This is a genomic window from Amycolatopsis sp. NPDC049252 (assembly GCF_043197175.1).
Lineage (GTDB): Bacteria > Actinomycetota > Actinomycetes > Mycobacteriales > Pseudonocardiaceae > Amycolatopsis.
In genome coordinates, this window is the sequence record NZ_JBICSQ010000046.1 from 45,669 (window position 1) to 66,517 (window position 20,849).

Genomic DNA, 20,849 nt, shown 5'->3' on the forward strand with positions numbered 1-20,849 from the left:
GACCGCACTTCACCACCGTGCCGCCCGCCCGGCCGCGGCTCCAGGGAAGCAGCGGCAGCACCGGATCGCGGGTCCCGTTGCAGGTTTGTCCCTGGTCCGCCCGGGGTGCGGCGGGCAGCGTCGAGGGCTCGCAGACCGACAACGGAGGGACAGCCGTGGAGGACGACGAGCGCGCCTACCGCGTCGTGCGCAACGACGAGGAGCAGTACTCGATCTGGTCGGCCGAGCAGGAGATCCCGCGCGGCTGGCACGCGCAGGGGTTCACCGGGACGCGGCCGGAGTGCCTGGCCCACATCGACGAGGTGTGGGTGGACATGCGGCCGCTGAGCCTGCGCCGGGCGATGGACCCGGCCGGCTGAGCCCGATGCGGATCGACAACGCGGCCCTGTCCGTCGTCCGCGATCACTTCGACCGGTCGATGTACTCGCTGCTGGACCACCGGATGTCGCTGGAGCTGCGGCCGAGCCCGACGGGGTTCCCGAAGTACGAGCCGCTGCGCCGGATCGTCGCGCGCCTGGCTCCGGCGCAGCGGACGCTGTTCCGGATGTTCCGGCTGGGCGAGACCGTCGACGACGCGGCGTTCCACGGGGCGTTCCCGGCCGAGGTGGCCGCGGCGCTGCGGACGGGCGAGCTGGTGGTGGGCGGGCCGGACGGCTGGCGCAGCGCCGACCTGCTCGTGGTGCCCGCCCAGCGGATGCTGCTGATCACCGGCGTTCCCGCCGGCTACCCGACCGCCGTGCGGCGGCCGCCGAAGGCGGTCTTCGACCTGTCGACGTCCTTCGTCGCCGCGGCCTTGCCCGCGTCCCTGGCCGGCTGCCGTGTGCTCGACGTCTGCTCGGGCACGGGGGTACAGGCGTTGCTGTGCGCGTCGCGCGGGGCACGGGAGGTGCTCGGGCTGGAGCTGAACGAGTCCGCGGTGACCATCGCCCGCGCCAACGCCGTGCTGAACGGCCTCACCGACCGGGTCCGGTTCCGCCGCTCCGACCTGCTCGCCGCGCTGGAGCCCGGCGAGCGGTTCGACTTCGTGGTGGCCAACCTGCCCTACGCGCCGGCCCTGGACCCGGACCACCGTCCGTCCACCGTGGCCGAGATCGGCAACCGCCTGCTGTGGCCGCTGCTGACCGAGCTGCCCCCGCACCTGGCCGACGCCGCCCGCGGGATCGTGGCCACGTGGCGCTCGGCCGGGCACGCGGGCCGGACGTACCAGCTGGAGTCCATCGCGGCCCGCCTGGCCGAACACGGCTGCGCGGTCGCCGCGTACGTCGACCCGGTGTTCGACACCGTGGACGGCGTCCTCGACCTGCTGCGCACCGAGGTCGGCACCCGCTCGGACGCGGACCTGCTCATGGCCGAGCTGCGGGCGTTGCTGGAGAGCGAATCGGTGGCGATGGACGGCTTCTACAACCAGCTGGTGCAGTTCCGCCACACCGGCGGCCGGGCGGTGCCGCAGGAAGCGGTCACCTTCGGACTGTCCTGAGTGGACGCGAAAGGACCGGTGGTTCCTCGGAACCACCGGTCCTTTTCAGCGCGACGCGCGGACCCGAGGCGAGGCGAGAACACCCAGCGCGGTGACAGCCAGGATCACCGCCGTACCGCCGAACATGAGGGCCGTGTGCACCTGCGCCAGCGCTCCGCACAGCACCAGCGAAACCGGCGCGACCGCGTAACCCAGCACCATGTCCAGCGAGAGCACCCGGCTCAGCACCGATTCGTCGATGGTGCGCTGGATCCAGCTCAGGCCGAACACCCCCTGGAACCCGATGGCGAACCCCATCGCCAGCACCGTCGCGACCGCCGCCACCGTGTTGTGCAGCACGCCCAGCACCGCCGTGCCCACCGCGAGCCAGCCCGCCAGCGCCGCGATCAGCAGGCCGATCCGGGGACGACCGTCGACCAGCCCGCCCGTCAGGCCACCCAGGACGGCCCCGGCGGCCAAGGCGCCGTTGAGCACGCCCAGCGTCGTGGGGCCGCCGTCGAGCTCGAAGCGGGCCAGGTCGGCGAAACCCACCGTGAACGCGCCCGCGTAACAGAAGGTCACCGCCGCGTCGATGGCGAGGATCGTGCGGATCCGGGGATCGGCCCAGGCGTACCGCAGGCCGGCGCGGATGCGGACGAGCATGCGCTCCGGCTCGAGAGTCCGAACCGGGGAGTAGCCGCCGCGGGTGCGGACGCCCAGCACGCAGAGCCCGCACAGCGCGAAACACAGCGCGTCGACGAGGAAGGCGACGTCGGCGTCCGACACGGCCACCACCACGCCGCCCACGGCCGGGCCGACCATGGCCGCGATCCGGGAGCCGGTGCCGAGCAGGGCGTTGGCCGGCGCCAGCAGGTCCTTCTCCACCACCGACGGCAGGACGGTCATCCGGGCCGGCTGGAAGAACGCGTCCACCGCGCCGAACGCCGCGGCCGCGACGCACAGCAGCCCGATGCTCAGCGTGCCCGTCAGCCCGGTCAGGCCGACCGACGCCATCACCGCGGTCCGGGCCCAGCTGGAGAGCACCATGATCCGGCGGGGTGACCACTTGTCGGCCAGCGACCCGCCGACCAGCGTGAGCAACGCCCGCGGGACGGCCTGCAACGCCAGCACGTACCCCAGCGCCAGCGTGGAACCGGTCAGGCTCAACGTGATCCACGAGAACGCGACGTAGCTGAACCCGTCACCCAGCAACGACAGCGACTGGCCCAGCCAGAGCAGCCGGAACGGGCCCAGCCGGGCGGGGGCCCACAGCCGGGAGCCCGCGTCGGTCACGGCCGACCGCCCCCGCATCAGTACCTCACCGGCAACGCCGTCAGGCTCCGGTTGAGCAGGGACAGCTGCCATTCGTGCCCGGATCCGGCCAGCGCGAGGTCCGGGTAGTCGTGCACCAGCACGTTCAGCACGGCCCGCGCCACCAGCCGGGCGAGCGCGGCGCCGATGCAGAAGTGCGCGCCGTGCCCGAACCCCAGGTGGGTGGAATCGCTGCGGTGCACCGAAAACCGCTCCGGCTCGGGGAACCGGTCCGGGTCGCGGTTGGCCGCCGCGGTGATCAGGAAGATCCGGTCGCCCGCACGCACGTCGTGGCCGTCGAGGTCGAAGTCGCGGGCCGCGGCCCGGATGGACATCTTGGACGGGCCGTCGAACCGCAGCGCCTCCTCGACGCTCGCCGGCAGCAGCTCCGGGTCCGCGCGCACCGCCGCCAGCTCTTCGGGGTGCTGGAGCAACGCGCGGACGCCGTTGGCGATCAGGTTGCTGGTCGTCTCACCGCCGGCGAAGGCCAGCTGGGTGAGCATCCCGACGAACTCGGCCTCGCTGACCGACGCCCCGATCTCGCCGCCCGCCAGCACCGAGCTGATCAGGTCGTCGGCGGGCTCGGCCCGCCGCGCCCGGACCAGGCCGGCCAGGTAGTCGTCGAGGTTGACCAGGGACTGCAGCGACGTCCGGTACTCGCGTTCCTCCTGGGTGGCGCCGAGCACCAGGTCGCCGACGCGAGCGTTCCAGTACCAGAACGACGGGCCGTCCCGCTGCGGGACGCCCAGCCAGCGCGCGAACACCAAGGCGGGCAACGGCTTGGCCACGTCGGCCAGCAGGTCGCCGACCTGGCCGGGCGCGGCCCGGCGGGCCAGCAGCGCCCGGGTGGCGCGGGCCACCATGTCCGCGTAACGGCCGACGGCGCGGGCGGAGAACGGCTCCTGGAACACCTTCCGCAGCCGCCGATGTTCCGGCGGGTCGTTGAACACCATCCAGCGGGACAGGATCGCGAAGGCGCGCTCGGCGTCGTCGCGGGCCCCGGCGGGCACGGCGTCCATCAGCGGCCGCACCCGGTCGGCGGTGATCGCCGGTTCGCGCAGGCAGCGGGTCAGCGGCGCGTGCCCGGTCACCAGCCAGGCGCGGTGCATGGCGCTCCAGTACACCGGGTCGTGCTCGCGCAGCGCGGCGAGGTACCCGTACGGCTCGGCGTTGATCGCGGGGTCCAGCAGGTACCGCTCGGTGAACGTCGTGAGCGTGCCGGTCATCGTCCCTCCCGGATCCGGTCGAGCAGCGCGGCGACCTCGCGCACGTTCGGCTCGGTGAGCATCGACATGTGGCTGCCCGGCACCACGTGCACGGTCAGGCCGCCGCGGGCCAGGTCCCGCCAGCGGTCGAGGTAGGACCGGTAGTCCATGTCCAGGCCGGGCATGGGTTCACCCGCGGGGGCGTCCGCGGCGTCCTGGCCGACGAGCAGGTGGATGGCCCCCGGGTACGGCTCGACCCGGTACTCGGCCATGGCCGTCAGCAGCGAGTGCCAGACCTCGATGGGCGCGTTCTCCACGAGCTGGGCTTCGTCGGCCCGCATCCCCGCACCCAGCAGCAACGCCGTCAGCTCGGCCGAGAGCGCGTCCCGTCGCGGCGACGGCGCCATGGCCCGCACCTGGTCGCGCAGCGGCAGCGCGTCGAGCATGTCCTGACCCAGCCGGGCCAGCCGGCGGGCCGCCTCCGGGTTGGGCAGGTAGGGCTCGATCAGGATCAGCGGGTCGACGTCCCGGCCCTGCGCCCGCAGCTGGGAAGCCATCTCCAGCACCAGGTTGCCGCCGAGCGACCAGCCCAGCACGGCGTGCGGGCCGGGCTCGTCACGCTCGAGGATCTCGGCGACGTAGTTCGCGGCGATGCCGGGCACGGTCACCGGGTCGACCCCGCCGAGCAGGCCCCGGGCCTGGAACCCGACGACCGGGCCGCGGTCGAGGGCGCGGGCCAGCGGCACGTACCAGGTGGCGCTGCCGCCCGAAGGGTGCACGCAGTAGAGCGGCTCGCCGACGCCGTCGCGCAGCCGGACCTCCGACCGCAGCGCGGTGAGCTCCCGGTCCGGTCCGCCCGCGTCGACCCGCGCGGCCAGCTGGGAGATCGTCGTCAGCTCGACCAGGTCCCGCACGGACAGCGGCACCCCGCGGGCGGTGGCGATGGCGGCGATCCGCACCGTGGACAGCGAACTGCCGCCCACGCGGTAGAAGTCGTCGTGCACGCCGACGTCGGACACGCCCAGCACCTCCTGCCAGATGCCGGCCAGGATGCGCTCGGTCGGGGTGCCCGGTGCCACGTAGTCGGTGCCGGTGTCCGGCCGCTCGGCCGGGGGCAGCGGCAGGGCCCGGCGGTCGACCTTGGCGCTCCCGTTGAGCGGCAGCGCGTCGAGGAAGACGAACCAGGCGGGCACCAGCTGCGCGGGCACCCGGGTGCGCAGCGCCCGCCGCAGCGACTCGGCGTCCGAGGTCTCGCCCACCACGTAGGCGACCAGCGCGGGCTCGCCGGGCAGGTCCTCACGCAGCAGCACGACGGCTTGGCGCACCTCGGGCAGGGCGCGCAGCGCGTGTTCGATCTCGCCGAGCTCGATACGGAAGCCGCGCAGCTTCACCTGGGAGTCACGGCGTCCCAGCCATTCCACGGCGCCGTCGGCGCGCTGGCGGGCCAGGTCGCCGGTGCGGAAGAGCCGCTCGCCGGGGGCGCCGTACGGGTGTGGCACGAAGCTCGCCGCGGTCAGGCCGGGGCGGCCCAGGTAACCGCGGGCCAGGCCCGCGCCGCCGAGGTACAGCTCGCCCGGCACGCCGACCGGCACCGGCTGGAACCGTTCGTCGAGCACGTACGACTCGGTGTTGCGGAAGGGCAGGCCCATCACCGGCCGGCCCTCGCCCGGCGCGCACCGGGCGATGTGGGTCCAGACGGTGGCTTCCGTGGGCCCGAAACAGTTGTAGAAGGCCCGGCCCGGCGACCACGTTTCGACGAGCTGCTCGGTTGGCGCCTCGCCGCCGGTGAGCAGGGTGCGCACGGTCGGCAGCTCTTCGCCCGCCAGCATGGTCAGCGCGGTGGGCACGATGGTCGCGGTGGTGACGCCGAGGTCGCGGATCGTGCGGGCCAGATCCGGGCCGGGGCGGAGGTTTTCCGCCGGTGCCGTGCACAGCCGGGCGCCGTTGGCCAGCGCCAGCACGATCTCGTGGATCGAGACGTCGAAGTTGAACGACGCCAGCTGCAGGATCCGCTCGTCCGGGGCCGTGGCGAACAGGTCGCGCTGGGCGTGGACCAGGTTGACCAGGCCGCGGTGCGGCACGACGACACCCTTGGGCAGCCCGGTCGAGCCGGACGTGTAGAGCACGTACGCGGGGTGGTCCAGGTGCGGGCGTACGGGCGTGCCGACCGGGCCTGACTCGGGCTCGTCCAGCAGCACCTTGGTGCCGCCGAAGGGAACCGTTTCGTCCACATCGGACTCCGTGAGCAGCACGCGCATCCCGCTGTCGGCGGCCATGAAGGCCAGCCGGTCGGCCGGGTAACCGGGATCCAGCGGCAGGAACGCGCCTCCCGCCTTGAGCACGGCCAGCGCCGCGCGCACCTGGTCCGGCCCCCGCCGGGCGCAGATCCCGACGACGACCTCCGGCCCGACACCGAGCCCGGCCAACCGGGCGGCGAGCGCGTCGGAGCGGGTGTCCAGCTCGGCGTAAGTCAGCGACGTCCCTTCGTGGGCGACGGCCACCGCGTCCGGGGTGCGGACCGCGTGCTCGTGGACGTACTCCGGGAACAGCGCCACCGGGTTGGCGGCCACGGGACCGTGGGCCCACGGACCGAGCGCCCGTTCGCGGGCGGCCCCGGCGAGCGCCGGACGGGTGACCGGGCCCTCTGGGTCGGCCACCATCCGCTCGACCAGGTCCCGGATCAGGTCGGCGAGCTGGTCCGCGGTGGCCGGGTCGAGGTACTCGGGGTCGACGTCGATGCTGAACCCGTCCACGCTCATGTTGATGTACAGCGGGAACATCGTCCGCGCGAACTCCTCGGCCTCCTCCCAGTTCTCCGGCGCGAGCTGGTGGAAGTTGACGTAGTTGAAGACGGTGTCGAGCAGGTTCGGCGCGCCCGGGCGCAGCCGCGCGATCCGGGCCAGCGGCACCACCCGGTGCGGCATCAGGTCCTGCTCGGCGGCGAACACCGTGTGGATCAGCTCCAGCCAGCTCTCCGGCTCGCCGGTGATGCCGAAGGGCACCGTGTTGACGAACAGGCCGCGCATCCGGTCGGCGCCCGCACGCTCGGGGCGGCCGTTGGTGGTCAGGCCGACGGCGTGCCCGCGGGTCTGGTCGTCGCGCTCGGCGAACAAGCCCATCGTGTGGTGGAAGGCGGCCAGCAGCACGCTGCGCCGCGGCACCCCGGCCCGCGTGGCGAGCGCGCCGATTTCCCCGGCCAGGCCGGCGAAGGAGCGGCGCACCTCGTACAGCACCGCGCCGTCGGTCGCGCCGCGGCGGGTGAACCGCACCGGAGCGAGGTCGGCGAGCACACCGCGCCAGAAGGCCAGCGACTCCTCCGACGACGTGGCGGCCCGTTCAGCCGCGACGTACTCCGCGTACCGCGGTGCCGGCTCCGGATCGGGCAGGGTCTCCCCGCGCACGATCCGCCCGTGCAGCGCGACCAGGTCGGCGATCATCGACGTCAGGCTCCAGCCGTCGATGGCGACGTGGCAGTCGGTGATGACGATCCGCAGGTCGTGCTCGGTGAGCTGGTGCAGGTGCACCCGGATCAGCGGGGCCCGGCTCAGGTCGAAGCGATTGGCGAACTCGGTGTCGGCGTAGCGGCGGCGGGCCGCCCGCTGCGCGTCCCGGTCGAGCCCGCGCAGGTCGGTGTACCCCACCCGCAGCGTGGCGTTCTCGTGCACCAGCTGCAGGGGTTCGCGGTAGGACACGAGGTCGATCGACGTGCGCAGGTTGTCGTGCGTGCGCACGAGCCGGTCCATCGCGGCCTGGAACGCGTCCCGGTCGAACGTCTCGGTGACGGTGATCTTCAGGTCGGTGACGTTGTGGTAGGCGCCGATCCGGGGCTGCGCCAGCATTTCGTGCAGCATCCCGGCCTGCAGCATGGTCAGCGGGTAGGCGTCGGCCAGGCCCTCCGGCAGCTTCGCTCGGTCGGCCGGATCGAGCATGGCGAACGGTGCCACCGGCGCGGGTTCGTCTCCCGGTGCCTCGGTGGTCAGCGCGGCCAGCTCGCCCAGGGTGCGGGCGCGGAACAGGTCGGCCACGGTGAGCCCCAGCCCGGCCGCGCGGGCCAGCCCGATCACGCGCAACGCGAGGATCGAGTCGCCGCCGAGCTCGAAGAAGTTGTCGGCGAGCCCGGCGCGGCCGACCCCGAGCACCTCGGCCCACACCGCGGCCAGCGTCGCCTCGGTCGCCGTCCGCGGTGCGACGTGCTCGGCCGGGGTCACGACGGCGCCGTCCCGCACGGCCAGCAGCGCGGCCCGGTCGATCTTGCCGTTCGCGGTCACCGGCAGCGCGGGGTGGGCCACGAACAGCGCGGGCACCATGTACTCCGGCAGCGTGGCCCGCAGCGCGGTACGCAACGCGGGGACGTCGAGCGGCCGCGCCCCGTCCGTCACGACGTGCCCGACCAGCCGGGCGTCCCCGCCGGGCTCGGGGCGCGCCACGACGGCCGCGTCGGCCACCCCGGGGCAGTCCCGCAGCGCGCTCTCCACCTCACCCGGTTCGACGCGGTAGCCGCGGATCTTGACCTGGTGATCGGCGCGGCCGACGTAGTTCAGCTGCCCGTCGGGCAGCACGCGCACGAGGTCGCCGCTGCGGTACATCCGGGCGCCGTCGCCGGCGAACCGGTCGGTGGTGAAGCGCGCCGCGGTCAGCTCCGGGCGGTTGCGGTAACCCAGTGCGACGCCGTCGCCGGCGACGTACAGCTCCCCGACGGTGCCCGGGGGCACGAGCCGGCCGCGCGCGTCCAGGACGTACCCGCGGGAGCCGTGCATCGGCAGGCCCACCGGCGACGTCACCGCGGCGGTGGTGTCCGCCGCCGTGATCAGCCGGTAAGTGACGTGGACGGTGGTCTCGGTGATGCCGTACATGTTCACCAGGGCGGGGCGGGTCTCCGCACCGCTGAACCAGTCCCGGTACTCCCGGGCGTCGAAGGCGTCCCCGGCGAAGACCACCGTGCGCAGGGCCAGGCCGGCGAAGCCCGCGCCCTCGCGCTCCAGGTGCGCGCGCAGGCCGCTGAACGCGGCGTTGGTCTGGGTCAGCACGGTGACGCCCTCGTCGCGCAGCACGGTGTGCACCGCGGCCGGGTCGCGGACCTCGTCCTCGGTCAGTACCACCGTGCGCCCGCCGACGGTCAACGCGCCCCACAGCTCCCACACCGACAGGTCGAACGTCGCCGAGTGCACCAGCGCCCAGACGTCGCCGGTGCCGAAGTCGAAGCACCGGTCCGCCGCGTCGAACAGCCAGGCCACGTTGCCGTGGGTGACCTCGACACCCTTGGGCTGCCCGGTCGACCCCGACGTGTACATGACGTACGCCGGGGCGTCGCCGGTCCGGATCTCGGGCACCATCCCGGTGAGAACGGGACCCTCCAAGGGAATCGGCTCGACCGGCAGGCCCGCCAGGGCGGCCCGGCCGGCCTCGTCGGTGACGGCGGCCGTGATGCGAGCGTCGGTGACGACGAACTCCAGCCGGCCTCGCGGGTGCGCCGGGTCCAGCGGCAGGTAGGCCGCGCCGGCCCGCCACACCCCGAGCACCGCCACGGCCAGCTCGACCGACCGGGCCAGGCTGATGCCGACCAGGGAGTCTGCCGCGATCCCGGCCGCCCGCAGGCGCAGCGCGAGCGCGTCGGCCCGGGCGTCCAGCTCGGCGTAGGTCAGGGTGGCGCCACCCCCGCTCACCGCGACCGCGTCCGGCCGCAGCCGGACCTGCTCGGCGAAGCGGTCCAGCACCGGACGGGCCGGCGCCGCGGCGGGCCGGTGCTGCCCCGGGCCCTGCGGGCCGAGCAGCCAGGACCGCTCGGCCTCGGTCAGCAGGTCCAGCTCACCGAGGCGCGTGTCCGGCCGTTCGGCGAACGCCCGCAGCACGGTCACCATGTGGTCGGCCAGCCGGGCGACGGTCTCCGCGGTGAACAGGTCGGTCCGGTAGAGCCAGGACAGCCGGACGCGGCCGTCGTGCTCCGCGGCCTCCAGCGCGAGGTCGAACTTGGCCTCGGTCAGCGCCACCGGGAACGCCTCCCCGGTCGCTTCGCCCAGGGTGAACCCGCCCGAGCCCGCGCCGGCGTGCGAGAACAGCACCGAGCACAGGGGAGTGCGGGAGAGGTCCCGGTCCGGCACCAGCTCGTCGACGATCCGCTCGAACGGCACGCCCTGGTGGCCCAGCGCGTCCAGCACCCGTTCCCGGGTCCGCGCCAGCAGCCGCGCGCTCGTCGGGTCGTCGGTGAGGTCCGCGCGCATGACCAGGGTGTTGACGAAAAACCCGGCCAGGTCCTCGGTTTCCGGGCGGTCCCGGTTGGCCACGATGGTGCCGACGGCGACGTCGTCCTGTCCACTGTGGAACGCCAGGGTCGCCTGCAGGGCCGCGAGCAGGGTCATGAACGGCGTGGTGTCGGCCCGGCGGCCCACCTCGGCGAGCGCTTCCGTGAGCGGCTCGGGCAGCTCGACGCGGTGCACCGCGCCCGCGTGCGACCGGACGGCGGGGCGCGGGTGGTCCGTGGGCAGCTCCAAGGGGCTGAGCCCGGCCAGCGCGTCACGCCAGTGGTCGAGGTCGGCCTTGGCCGCTTCGGAGTCGGCGGAATTCCGTTGCCAGACGGCGTAATCGAGGTAGTCCACCGCCAGCCGGGGGAGCCGGGCGGTCTCGCCCGCCAGCCGCGCCCGGTACAGTTCGCGCAGGTCGCGCAGCAGCACGTCCAGGGACCAGCCGTCGGTGACGATGTGGTGCATGGCCAGCACGAGCACGTGCTCCTCGGCCGCGAAGCGCACCAGCGCGGGCCGGAAGGCGGGCTCGGCGGCCAGGTCGAACGGCGCGGTGGCCAGCTCGTGGACCGTGTCCGCGTCCCCGTCGAGCACCCGCAGGCAGTCGCCGCGGGCAGGCAGAACCTGTTGTGCCGGAACACCTTGCTCGTCGGGGAAGATCACCCGGAGCTGCTCGTGCCGGGCGACGAGGTCGTCGACCGCCGCGGCGAGCGCGTCGACGTCCAGGGGCCCGCGCAGCCGCCACGCGGCGGGCATCAGGTACTCCGTGCTGCCCGGTTCGAGCTGGTCCAGGAAGTAGAGCCGCTGCTGGGTGGCCGAGAGCGGCGCCCGGTCGCCGGCCGGGTCCCGGCGGGGGATCCCGGCCGGTTCGGCGGTGGCCGCGCCGCGCAGCCGCTGGGCGAGCAGGCGTTGCGCGGCCGCCGACAGGTTCGCCCGTGACGCCGGGGCGCGGGTCTCCGAGGTGGTCATGCCGTGTGTCCTTCCCGTTCGTCAGCTGCGGTGATCCACCGTCAGGGACAGATCGATCTCGTCGTCGCTCATCGCGGCGATCTCCGCGATGAGCCGGTCCTCCACCCGCGCCGCGAGCCGCGCGACGGTCGGGTCCTCGAACAGGTCGCGCACCTGCACCGGGCAGCCGAACGCGGCCCGCAGCCGGGCGGCAACCGCGACCGCGCGCAGGGAATGCCCGCCGAGGGCGAAGAAGTCTTCGTGCCGCCCGACCCGCGCGACCCCGAGCACCTCGGCCCAGATCTGCGCGGTGACCGTCTCGGTGGGGGAGTCCGGGGCCTCGAACCCCGCCGCCACCGGCACGTCCGGGGCGGGCAGCGCGGCGACGTCGACCTTGCCCGGCACCGTGCGCGGCAACGTCTCCAGCGCCACGAACACCGGCGGCACCAGGTAACCCGGCAGCCGGTTCACGCACCACTCGCGCAGCGGCTCGACGGCGCCGGCCACGTACGCGACCAGGGCGAGCTCGCCCCGGACGTCCCGCACCACGACGGCGGCGTCGGTGACCGCGGGGTGCTCCCGCAGCACGGCCTCGACCTCGCCGGGCTCGACCCGGAACCCCCGGATCTGGACCTGGTCGTCGACGCGGCCGAGGAACTCCAGCGTCGCGTCCGGCCGCCAGCGCACCAGGTCGCCGGTGCGGTAGAGCCGCCCGCCGGTGCCGCCGAAGACGTCCGGCACGAACCTCTCCGCGGTGGCGCCCGGACGGCCGAGGTAGCCGTGGGCCAGCTCGTCGCCGCCCACCAGCAGCTCGCCGGGTACCCCGGCCGGGACGAGGGCGCCCCGGGCGTCCACGACGTACAGCCGACGTCCGCCCAGCGCCCCGCCGATCGGGACGCGTCCGGCGCACGGCCCGGTGACCCGGTGGGCGGTGCTGGAGATGACGGACTCGGTGGGGCCGTAGGTGTTCACCACCGGCACCGCGGGCCGCCGCTCGAACCAGCGGTTCAGCGTCGCGGCCGGCAGGACCTCGCCGCCGGTGACCAGCAGCCGCAGCCCGCCCAGGTCGACGTCGGCGGCGGTCAGCTCGGTGAGGTAGGAGGGCGTCAGCTCCAGGACGGTCACGCCCTCGGCGCGCACGCGCTCGGCCAGCTCGTGCACCGACCACACGTCGTCCGGGCGCAGCACCACCCGCGCTCCTGCACTGAGGGCGGGGAGGATCTGCTCGAACGAGGCGTCGAACGAGAAGGACGCGAAGGACAGCACGCGGTCGTTTGCCTTGATCCCAAAGCAATCCCTTGCGGCGGCCACGTGCGCGGCGAGGGCGCCGTGCGGGACCGCGACCGCCTTGGGCCGCCCGGACGAGCCCGAGGTGAAGATGACGTAGGCGGTCTCGCGAGGATCCGGCGTCCGCGGCCCGACCGGGTCCGCCCGCACCTCGGTGTTGTTGATGACGTGCTCGACGCCGGCTTCGGCGACCATGAACTCCAGCCGCCGCTGCGGGAACCGCGGGTCCAGGGGCACGTACACCCCGCCCGCGCGCCAGACGGCCAGCATCGCCACCACCGACCGCACGCCCCGGGGCAGCCGCACCCCGACCGCCGTGCCGGGCCGGACGCCGTCGGCCACCAGCGCTCCGGCCAGCCGGCCGACCTCCTCGTCCAGCTCGCGGTAGCGCAGGGTCTCGTCCCCGCACACCAGCGCGACGTCGTCCGGCGCTCCGGCGACCAGCAACGGATCCTGCGCGGCCTCACCGGTTCCGGCCCAGGTCAGCACCTCGGCGCGCTCGGCTTCGGAGAGCAGGTCGACGTCCCCGATCCGCACGTCCGGGTCGGCGGCCACGGCGGCGAGGGTCCGGCGCATCCACTCGGCGAACCGGTGCACGGTCGCTTCGTCGAAGAGGTCGGTGCTGTACTCGAGGTCCAGGTCGATCCGGTCGGGGTGGAGCACGACGTTCGCGGTCAGGTCGAACTTGGCCGACTGCCACGGCAGCGTGAACGGGGCGAACTCGAGGTCCGCGACGGCGGGCGCCGGGCTCGCCGCCGACTCGGCCAGGTCGAACATGACCTGGAACAACGGGTTGCGCGACAGGTCGCGCTCGGGCCGCAGGTCCTGCACCAGGTGCTCGAACGGCACGTCCTGGTGGTCGAACGCACCGAGCACCCCCTGGCGGACCCGGTCCAGGAACGTCGTGAACGCCGGGTCGCCGGCCAGGTCGCCGCGCAGCACCACGGTGTTGACGAAGAACCCGACCAGCCGCTCCAGCTCGGTCCGCCCGCGCCCGGCCACCGGGGTGCCCACCGGGATGTCGGTCCGGCCGGCCCAGCGGCCGAGCACCACCTGGAACACGGCCAGCAGCACCATGAACCGGGTCGCGCCGCAGCGGGCGGCCAGCGCGTCGAGTTCGGCGGTCATCGGCCACGAGACGCGCACGGCCGCGCCGCGACCCGAGCGCACCGCGGGCCGGGGCCGGTCGGCGGGAAGGTCCAAAGTAGACATATCAGCCAGCGCGTGCCGCCAGTACTCCAGCTGCCCGCTCGTGTCCCGCTCCCGTTGCCACACCGCGAAATCGCCGTACTGCACGGACGGTTGGGCGATGCGGTGTCCGGCGTAGGCCTGCGCGAGTTCGTCGAACACGAGGCCCGTGGACCAGCCGTCGGTGGCGACGTGGTGGAAGGCGAGCACGACGACGTGGTCGTCGGGACCCAGTGCCCACACCCCGGCCCGCAGCAGCGGCGGCTCGGCCAGGGTGAACCGGGCGGTGGCGAACGCCGTCGCCTCGGCCCGCACGGTGTCGGCGGTCCCTTCGGTCCAGTGCAGGGGCACGGTGACGGCGTCGCGGACCAGCTGCACCGGGCGTCCGTCCAGCTCGACCAGGGCGGTGCGCAGGACCTCGTGCCGCGCGACGACGTCGTTCAGCGCGCCCTGCCAGGCCGCGCGGTCCAGGGGGCCGCGCACCCGCCAGGAGAACCACAGCACGTAGTCCGCGCCCAGCTCGGACATCCGGTCGAGGAACCACAGGCGTTCCTGGGCGAACGACATCGGCAGCGGCCCGCGCCGGTCCACCGGCACGATCCCGGCGCCCCCGGCCGCACGGGCGGCGGCGACGCGGGGGCCGAAGTCGCGGATGCGCGGGTTCTCGAACAGCGTGCGCAGCTCGACGTCCCGGTCGAGGCGCTCGGCGACCCGCGACACGGCCATCGTGGCCAGCAGCGAATGCCCGCCGAGGTCGAAGAAGGAGTCGTCGATGCCGATCGGCTCGACGCCGAGAACCTCGCTCCAGATGGCCGCGATGGCCCGCTCGGTCTCGTCGCGCGGCGCGGTGAACCCGGCGTCCGGGGTGAGCCGGTGCTGGTGCGCGTCCGGGAGCGCGGCCCGGTCGAGCTTGCCCGCGGCGTTCACCGGAAGCGCGTCCAAGGCCACGATTTCGGTGGGCACGGCGTAGGCCGGCAGCCACTGCCCGCACTCGGCGCGCACCCCTTCGGTCTCGCCGACGACGTAGCCGATCAGCGTCTGCCCGCCCTGCGGGTCCCGGCGCACGGCGGACGCGGCGGCGCGGACGCCATCACAGCGGGCCAGCGCCGCGTCGACCTCGCCGAGTTCGATCCGGAACCCGCGCACCTTGACCTGGTCGTCCACCCGGCCCAGGAACTCCAGCGCGCCGTCCGGACGGCGGCGCACCAGGTCGCCGGTGCGGTAGAGCCGCCCACCGGTGCCACCGAAGGGGTCGGGCACGAAGCGTTCCGCCGTCAGTCCGGGACGGCCCAGGTAGCCACGGGCGAGTTCTTGGCCGCCGATGAGCAGCTCGCCGGTGGGCGCCAGGCGGTCTTGCGCGTCCACGATGTAGGTGCGCCTGCTGCCCAGCGGTCGTCCGATGGGGACGATGTCGTCCACTGTGGACAGGTCGTGCACGGTCGCGGTGACGACGGTTTCGGTGGGGCCGTAGGCGTTGCCGACCCGGACCCAGGGGACGTGCTGCCGCCACGCGGCGAGCGCGCTGGGCGGGATGGTTTCGCCGCCCAGGATCAGCAGCCGCAGCGAACGCAGGGCGGGCGCGGTGGCCTCGGTGAGCGCGAAGGCCAGCTCCGACCAGTACGTCGGCGGCAGGTTCAGCACGGTGAGGCTGTGGTCCCGGACGATCGTGGACAGCCGCGACGGCAGCCACTGCTCGTCCGGCCGGACGAGCACGGTCGCGCCGGTGCTCAGCGCGGGCAGCAGCTGGTCCAGTGACGCGTCGAACGAGAACGAGGAGAACGCCAGCACGCGGTCGGCGGCGGTGATTCCGAAGTGCTCGCGCAGTGCTGCGACGTGCGCCGCCATGGCGCGGTGTTCGACCCCGACGGCCTTGGGACGCCCCGAGGAGCCCGAGGTGAAGATGACGTAGGCGAGGTCGTTCGGGTGCGGCGTTCCGGCCGGTGCGGGCGGCCCGGTCTCGGTCACCGGCACGACCGGCACCTCGAGGTGGGTTGTCCCGGCGTCGGCGATCACGTGGGTGACGTCCACTTCGGACACCATGAACCGCTGTCGTTCGTTTGGCAGCGCGGGATCCAACGGCACGTACACCCCGCCCGCCCGCCAGATCGCGAGCATCGCGGCCACCGACCACACCCCGCGTCCGACGCACACGGCCACGGCGTCGCCGCGGTTCACGCCACGCGCGTGCAACGCGCCGGCCAGTCCCTCGACCATCGTGTCGAGCTGGGCGTAGGTCACTTCACGCTCGGCGTCGACGACCGCCGTCTGGTGGGGATCTCCTTGTACCGCAAAGTAATCCGGTGTCTGTGCGTGTTCGCGGAGGGGGCCCAACGCGGCCGCGAGGTCGGCCACCGGGGTCTCGGGCGCGGCGAGCACCGCGGCCAGCAGCGTCCGGTAGCCCTCGCTGAACCGCTGCATGGTGCCGGCGTCGAAGAGCGTGGTGGCGTACTGCAGCCGGGCGGCGAGCCCGCCGTCGGGGCGGAGGTTGAGGTCGAGGAAGACGTCCATCGGCGCGCCGACCAGCGGCGGCGGCACCAGCTCGGCGTCCAGGCCGGGCAGCCGGATCGGCGCGAGCGCGGTGTTGACCAGGGTGAAGGAGGCCTGGGCGAGCGGGTGGCGGGACAGGTCGCGCTCGGTGCTGACCGCGCCGACCACCTGCTCGAACGGCGCCTCGGCCGCGGAGAGGCCGCTCAGCACGGTGTCCCGGACGCGGCCCAGCAGTTCGGTGAAACCCGGGCCGCCGCTCAGGTCGGTGCGCTGCACGACGGTGTTGACGAACGGCCCGATCAGCCCGGCCAGCTCGGGCCGGGTGCGGTCGGAAAGCGTGGTGCAGACGGCGATGTCGTCGCGGCCGCAGTAGTGCGCGAGCAGGGCCTGGTACACGGCCAGCAGCAGCATGTACCGGGTGACGCGGTGGGTCTTGGCGAGTTCGTCCGCCGCGGCGACCAGCTCGGCGGGGATGGTGAAGCGCACGACGTCACCCGCGCCGTCCCAGAAGACCGGGCGTGGCCGGTCGGTCGGCAGGTCGAGCGGGCCGAGCCCGGCCAGCCGGGTGCGCCAGTGTTCGAGCAGCCGCTCCAGCCGCGCACCGGACAGCCGTTCACGCTGCTTTCGGGCGACGTCGGCGTACTTCGTCGTCGGCGGCGCCACCGGCTCACCCCGGTAACCGGCCGCGAGCTCGTCGAGCAGGACGTCCCAGGACCGCCCGTCCACGGCGATGTGGTGCACGACCACGAGCAGGAGGTGGTCCCCGGAATCGAGGCGCGCCAGGGCGAGGCGCACGGGCGGGGCGGCCGCGAGGTCCATCGGCCGGCTCAGCTCCCGGTCGAACAGCTCGGCGGCGTCACGGGCCCGGGTCCGGTGCACGCGCGCCCGTCCCGGCGGCTCGACCTGCGGCCGGGGCTCGCCGTCGACGGCGGCGAACCGGGTCCGCAGCACCTCGTGCCGGTCGACGATCGCGGTCAGCGACCGGATGAGGGCGTCGGTGTCCAGGTCGCCGGACAGCCGCAAAGCGAGCGGCAGCAGGTAGTCCGCCGAGTCCGGGTCGAGCTGCTGGGCGAACCAGAGCCGCCGCTGCGCGAACGACACCTGTGTGCCGCCGTCGTTGACCCCGTCATGCACTTTCGGCCTCCCGGGTGTTGTCCCCGGCCGAGTCTGCTTCGCCGGCATGGGCGCTCACCAGGGAAGCGGCGGCACCCGCCGGGTGCGCCCAGTTCTGCAGCTTCTACCCATGCCGCGTGGCCGCCCGTCCCAAGTCCGTGAATGTCGCATTGAGGGACTCAGAGTCCCTCAATGCGACATTCACGGACTTCAGGTCAGATCAGGCCGGCGCGCACGCCGGCGGCCACCGCGTGTGCGCGGTTGCGGGCCTGGAGGCGGCTCATCAGGTCGTAGATCACGTTCTTCACGGTGTGCGCCGAGCAGGACAGCGCCCGGGCGATGCCGATGTTGTCCAGACCCTCGGCCATCAGCCGCAGCATGACCAGCTGGCGGGCGGTCAGCCGCGGTGGGGCCGCCTGTTTCCGCCGGTCGGTGCCCAGCAGCCGGACCAGCGCCTCGTGCGGGAGGCGGCCGTCGCCGTCGTGGGCCGAGCGCACCGCCGCGGCCAGCCGCGCCGGGGTGGCCCTGGCGGACTGGACGAGCACCGCGGCCCCGGCCCGCACGGCCCGGCGCACCCCATCGGCAGGCAACCGATCCGCGACGACGACGATCCCCGCCTGGTCCCCGGCAGGGCAGTCCGCAAGCGCTTCGTCCACAGTGGACGCAGCGGCCAGCAGGACCGCATCGGACGACGGCTCCCGGGCCAGCGGCACCCCGGCCCGATCCAGCGCGGTGTGCATGTTCGCCCGCAGAGCCGCATCAGGCGCGGCGACCCGCACCCGCACCTCCTCGGCCGGCGGCATCGCGTACTCCGGTTCGCGCCAGTTCGGCGAAACCTCGCCGGGTCGGGGGTCGCCGGGCCGGCGTGGGACCGCGCTCTCGGAGGTCGGCGGTTCGCGCCGGTTCGCGGGAAGCTCGCCCGCTTGGAGCGCGCTGTTCCGGGGCGGTGTCGCGGCCGACTCTGCGCCGGATGTGCCATTCGGCGGTGCCGCGCTCTCCTGGGTCGCCGGTTCGCGTCGGGCCTCGGCCAGCTCGCCCGGCCGGCCCGCGCTCCCCGGCGTCGGCCCTTCGCGCCCGGTCACAGCAGACCCGCCCGCAGTACGTACGCCACCGCATGCGCCCGGTTGCGCAGCCGGAACCGGTTGGTCACGTCGTGGACGACCCCCGCCACCGTGCGCTGGGAGTAGCTCAGCTCGCGGGCGATCTCGCCGGTCTCCCGGCCGTCCGCGACCAGCCGGAACACCGCCCGCTCGCGGTCGCTCAGCCCGAGCCCGGCCGAGCCCGGGGGCCGATGGGCGGCGGTGTGGTCCAGCAGGTGGTCGAGCAGGTCCGGCGGCATCGCGGCGTCACCCGCCGCGGCGGCCAGCACCGTGCGGGCCAGTCTGTCCGGGTCGGTCTCCCGGCGGCGCAGCAGGCCGCGGGCGCCCGTGGCGATCGCGTGCAGCGCCTGGGTGGGGGTCAGCTCGGTGGCCACCAGCACCACCTCCGGCCGGTGGGCCGCGGTGCGGGTCGCGCGCACCAGGTCCAGTTCGTGCTCACCCAGCTCGTCGACGATGACCACGGTGACCGCCGGCGGCACTCCCGGTGGGGAGACGTCGACGTCGGGACAGCCGTGCACCGCCACGGTCACCCCGGCTTCGAGCATCGGGTCCTGCGCGACGACGCTGACGGCGACGGGTTCGCCCATGAGTCCTCCTCGGGTCCGGCTCGTGTTTCCACCCTCGACCGGTGACGGAGCGTCCCGCTTCGGTCACGGACCCCCAGGTTCCCGCGGCACCCGCACGCACCACGGCGACGTCGTTGACCTGCGCGAACGCTGTGAGGGTCAACCCGGGCCGCCGAGCCGGGCGAGCGTGCGGCCGGCGGGTGACCCCAAAACATGCGGGCCCGCCCCGCATGACGGCGCGCGCCCGGCCCGCTAAGGTCCCCGTCGGTTTGCGTCCGGCCCGTCCGGAAATTCGATTGCCCGATCATGAAACGCCGTTCACTACCCCGATCGGCTGCGGTCAAAAATATCGTCAGCGTCGAGCACAATTACGCACGGCGTGGTCCGTGAGAATCGATTAGCATTCTCCGTCATGGAATACCGCTCACTAATTGTGGTCGGTCGGAGCGAAGAGTTACGGGTGGTGGACGATGCGTTGTCAGCTGCCCGGGATGGGCGCGGCGGAGCCGTGTTCGTCGTGGGGGAAAGTGGAATCGGCAAGTCCCGGTTGATAACCGAGGGTATCGAACTGGCGAACACGGCGGGGATGGCGCTGTTGCGCGGGCGGGCGAGCGCAATCGGACCATCGGTGTCGTTCCGCCCATTTACCGAAGCAATTCTGCACCTCCTCCGAACGGAACCGGTCGAGCCGTCCGCACTCGGCTCCTACGCCACGGTTCTGGGTCGGCTGGTGCCCGAGTGGTGCGATCCGCCCGCCGGTCCCGCCGTCGAGTCGCCGGTGACCCTCGGCGAGGCCGTGCTGCGGCTGACCGGGGTGGCCGGCGAGGGGCGGGGCTGCCTGCTCGCCCTGGACGACCTGCACGACGCGGACACCGCGTCGCTGGCCATGCTCGAGTACCTGATCGACAACGTCGACCGGCAGCCGACCCTGCTGCTCTGCGGGCTGCGCGAGACGGACGGCGCCGCGCTCGCCCTGGTCCGCGACGCCGCGCAGCGCGGCCGCGGCCGGCTGATCGAGCCGGCCCGGCTGACCCGGGCCGACCTGCGCGCGCTGGTGGGAGCCCGCCTGGACACCGACCCGGAGACGGTGCCGGCCGAGGCGCTGGAGCTGGTGTGGGCGGGCAGCGCCGGCAACCCGTTCCTGGCCGAGGAGGTCGTCACCGCGCTGGTGCAGGAGAAGGTCGTGGTCCGCGAGGGCGCGCTCTGGGGGCTCGCGGACCGGGCCGACCCGGTGCTGCCGCCCGCACTGGCCCGCCCCCTGGCCACTCGCATCGCCGGGCTGGACGAGCGCACCCGGGACGTGCTCTCCGCGGCCGTGCTGTTCGGTCCCCGGTTCCCGCTCGCCGCGCTCGCCCGCGCCACCGGCCTGACCGAGGACGACGTCGTGGGCCTGCTGCGCGACGACCTGGCCGGCCCGCTGGTCGAACCGGACACCGGCACCGGCTGGTACGCCTTCCGGCACCCGCTCGGCCGGGCGGCGGTGCTGGCCCAGCTCGGCGACGACGACCGGGTCCGGCTAGCGGCCCGCGCGGCCGACGCCGTGGACTCGCTGCACCCCGGCCTGCCGGGGGAGTGGTGCGAGCTGGCCGCCACCCTGCGCCTGGCGGCCGACCAGCGGCCCGCCGCCGGACGGCTGTTCGCCGAGAGCGGCCGGCGCGCGCTGGACCGGGGCGCGACCACCGCGGCCGTCGCCTTGCTGAGCCAGGCGTGGGAACTGCTCGCCGGCGACCCGGCGTCCCGCGCCGACACCCTGGAACAGCTGCTGCTGGCCCTGGCCGAGGACGGCCTGGTGGACCGGGCCCTTTCTTCGGTCGCCGCGCTCGACCAGTTCGACGGGCTCACTCCCGCGCGCCGGGCCGTGCTGCACACCCGGCTGGCCTGGGCGCTGGAGGTGGCCGGCCGGGTGGACGAGGCGCTGGCCCAGGTGGACACGGCCCGGGCGCTGCTCGGCC

Annotated in this window: 9 protein-coding genes; 3 read left to right on the forward strand and 6 right to left on the reverse strand. The window is 74.1% G+C overall.

Translation table 11 applies throughout. From position 1 onward, the window contains the following. The first annotated feature begins 155 nt into the window (after nucleotides 1-155). Both ACGFMK_RS33170 and ACGFMK_RS33175 read left to right on the forward strand, forming a co-directional pair. A complete protein-coding gene (locus ACGFMK_RS33170) occupies nucleotides 156-359 on the forward strand; it encodes an MbtH family protein (protein ID WP_392771677.1) in 204 nt (67 codons plus the stop codon). Between the two features lie 5 nt (nucleotides 360-364). After that, nucleotides 365-1,477 carry a methyltransferase domain-containing protein gene (locus tag ACGFMK_RS33175; RefSeq protein WP_392771680.1) on the forward strand — a complete coding sequence of 371 codons (1,113 nt, stop codon included), beginning with the start codon at nucleotides 365-367 and terminating at the stop codon, nucleotides 1,475-1,477. A 45-nt stretch (nucleotides 1,478-1,522) separates the two neighbouring features. Here ACGFMK_RS33175 and ACGFMK_RS33180 read toward each other — a convergent pair whose 3' ends face one another. From ACGFMK_RS33180 to ACGFMK_RS33205, 6 genes are all read right to left on the reverse strand, one after another. After that, nucleotides 1,523-2,767 carry an MFS transporter gene (locus ACGFMK_RS33180; RefSeq protein ID WP_392771682.1) on the reverse strand — a complete coding sequence of 415 codons (1,245 nt, stop codon included), beginning with the start codon at nucleotides 2,765-2,767 and terminating at the stop codon, nucleotides 1,523-1,525. Continuing rightward, nucleotides 2,767-3,993: a cytochrome P450 gene (locus ACGFMK_RS33185; protein ID WP_392771685.1), complete on the reverse strand. Its 1,227-nt coding sequence runs from the start codon at nucleotides 3,991-3,993 to the stop codon at nucleotides 2,767-2,769. Before ACGFMK_RS33185 ends, ACGFMK_RS33180 begins: the two co-directional genes overlap by 1 nt. Then, the gene (locus tag ACGFMK_RS33190) at nucleotides 3,990-11,177 is read right to left on the reverse strand and encodes an amino acid adenylation domain-containing protein (RefSeq protein ID WP_392771686.1); all 7,188 of its coding nucleotides are present in this window, start codon (nucleotides 11,175-11,177) and stop codon (nucleotides 3,990-3,992) included. Before ACGFMK_RS33190 ends, ACGFMK_RS33185 begins: the two co-directional genes overlap by 4 nt. 21 nt (nucleotides 11,178-11,198) lie before the next feature. After that, nucleotides 11,199-17,252, reverse strand: coding sequence for an amino acid adenylation domain-containing protein (locus tag ACGFMK_RS33195; protein ID WP_392771689.1), 6,054 nt, complete (start codon nucleotides 17,250-17,252; stop codon nucleotides 11,199-11,201). Nucleotides 17,253-17,446: 194 nt separating this feature from the next. Continuing rightward, nucleotides 17,447-18,034: a LuxR C-terminal-related transcriptional regulator gene (locus ACGFMK_RS33200; RefSeq protein ID WP_392771692.1), complete on the reverse strand. Its 588-nt coding sequence runs from the start codon at nucleotides 18,032-18,034 to the stop codon at nucleotides 17,447-17,449. A gap of 275 nt (nucleotides 18,035-18,309) precedes the next feature. Continuing rightward, entirely contained in the window at nucleotides 18,310-18,918 is a 609-nt protein-coding gene (locus tag ACGFMK_RS33205; protein ID WP_392771695.1) for a LuxR C-terminal-related transcriptional regulator, read from the reverse strand. A gap of 391 nt (nucleotides 18,919-19,309) precedes the next feature. Between ACGFMK_RS33205 and ACGFMK_RS33210 the strand changes: the two genes are divergently transcribed. After that, on the forward strand, nucleotides 19,310-20,849 hold a 1,540-nt coding region (locus ACGFMK_RS33210), incomplete at its 3' end, for an ATP-binding protein (protein WP_392771698.1).

What these genes read in the sequence shown, in the direction of transcription:
- ACGFMK_RS33175 (WP_392771680.1), top strand. Translation starts at nt 365, where the DNA reads ATGCGGATCGACAACGCGGCCCTGTCCGTCGTCCGCGATCACTTCGAC.
- ACGFMK_RS33180 (WP_392771682.1), bottom strand. Translation starts at nt 2,767, where the DNA reads ATGCGGGGGCGGTCGGCCGTGACCGACGCGGGCTCCCGGCTGTGGGCC.
- ACGFMK_RS33185 (WP_392771685.1), bottom strand. Translation starts at nt 3,993, where the DNA reads ATGACCGGCACGCTCACGACGTTCACCGAGCGGTACCTGCTGGACCCC.
- ACGFMK_RS33190 (WP_392771686.1), bottom strand. Translation starts at nt 11,177, where the DNA reads ATGACCACCTCGGAGACCCGCGCCCCGGCGTCACGGGCGAACCTGTCG.
- ACGFMK_RS33200 (WP_392771692.1), bottom strand. Translation starts at nt 18,034, where the DNA reads ATGCCGCCGGCCGAGGAGGTGCGGGTGCGGGTCGCCGCGCCTGATGCG.
- ACGFMK_RS33205 (WP_392771695.1), bottom strand. Translation starts at nt 18,918, where the DNA reads ATGGGCGAACCCGTCGCCGTCAGCGTCGTCGCGCAGGACCCGATGCTC.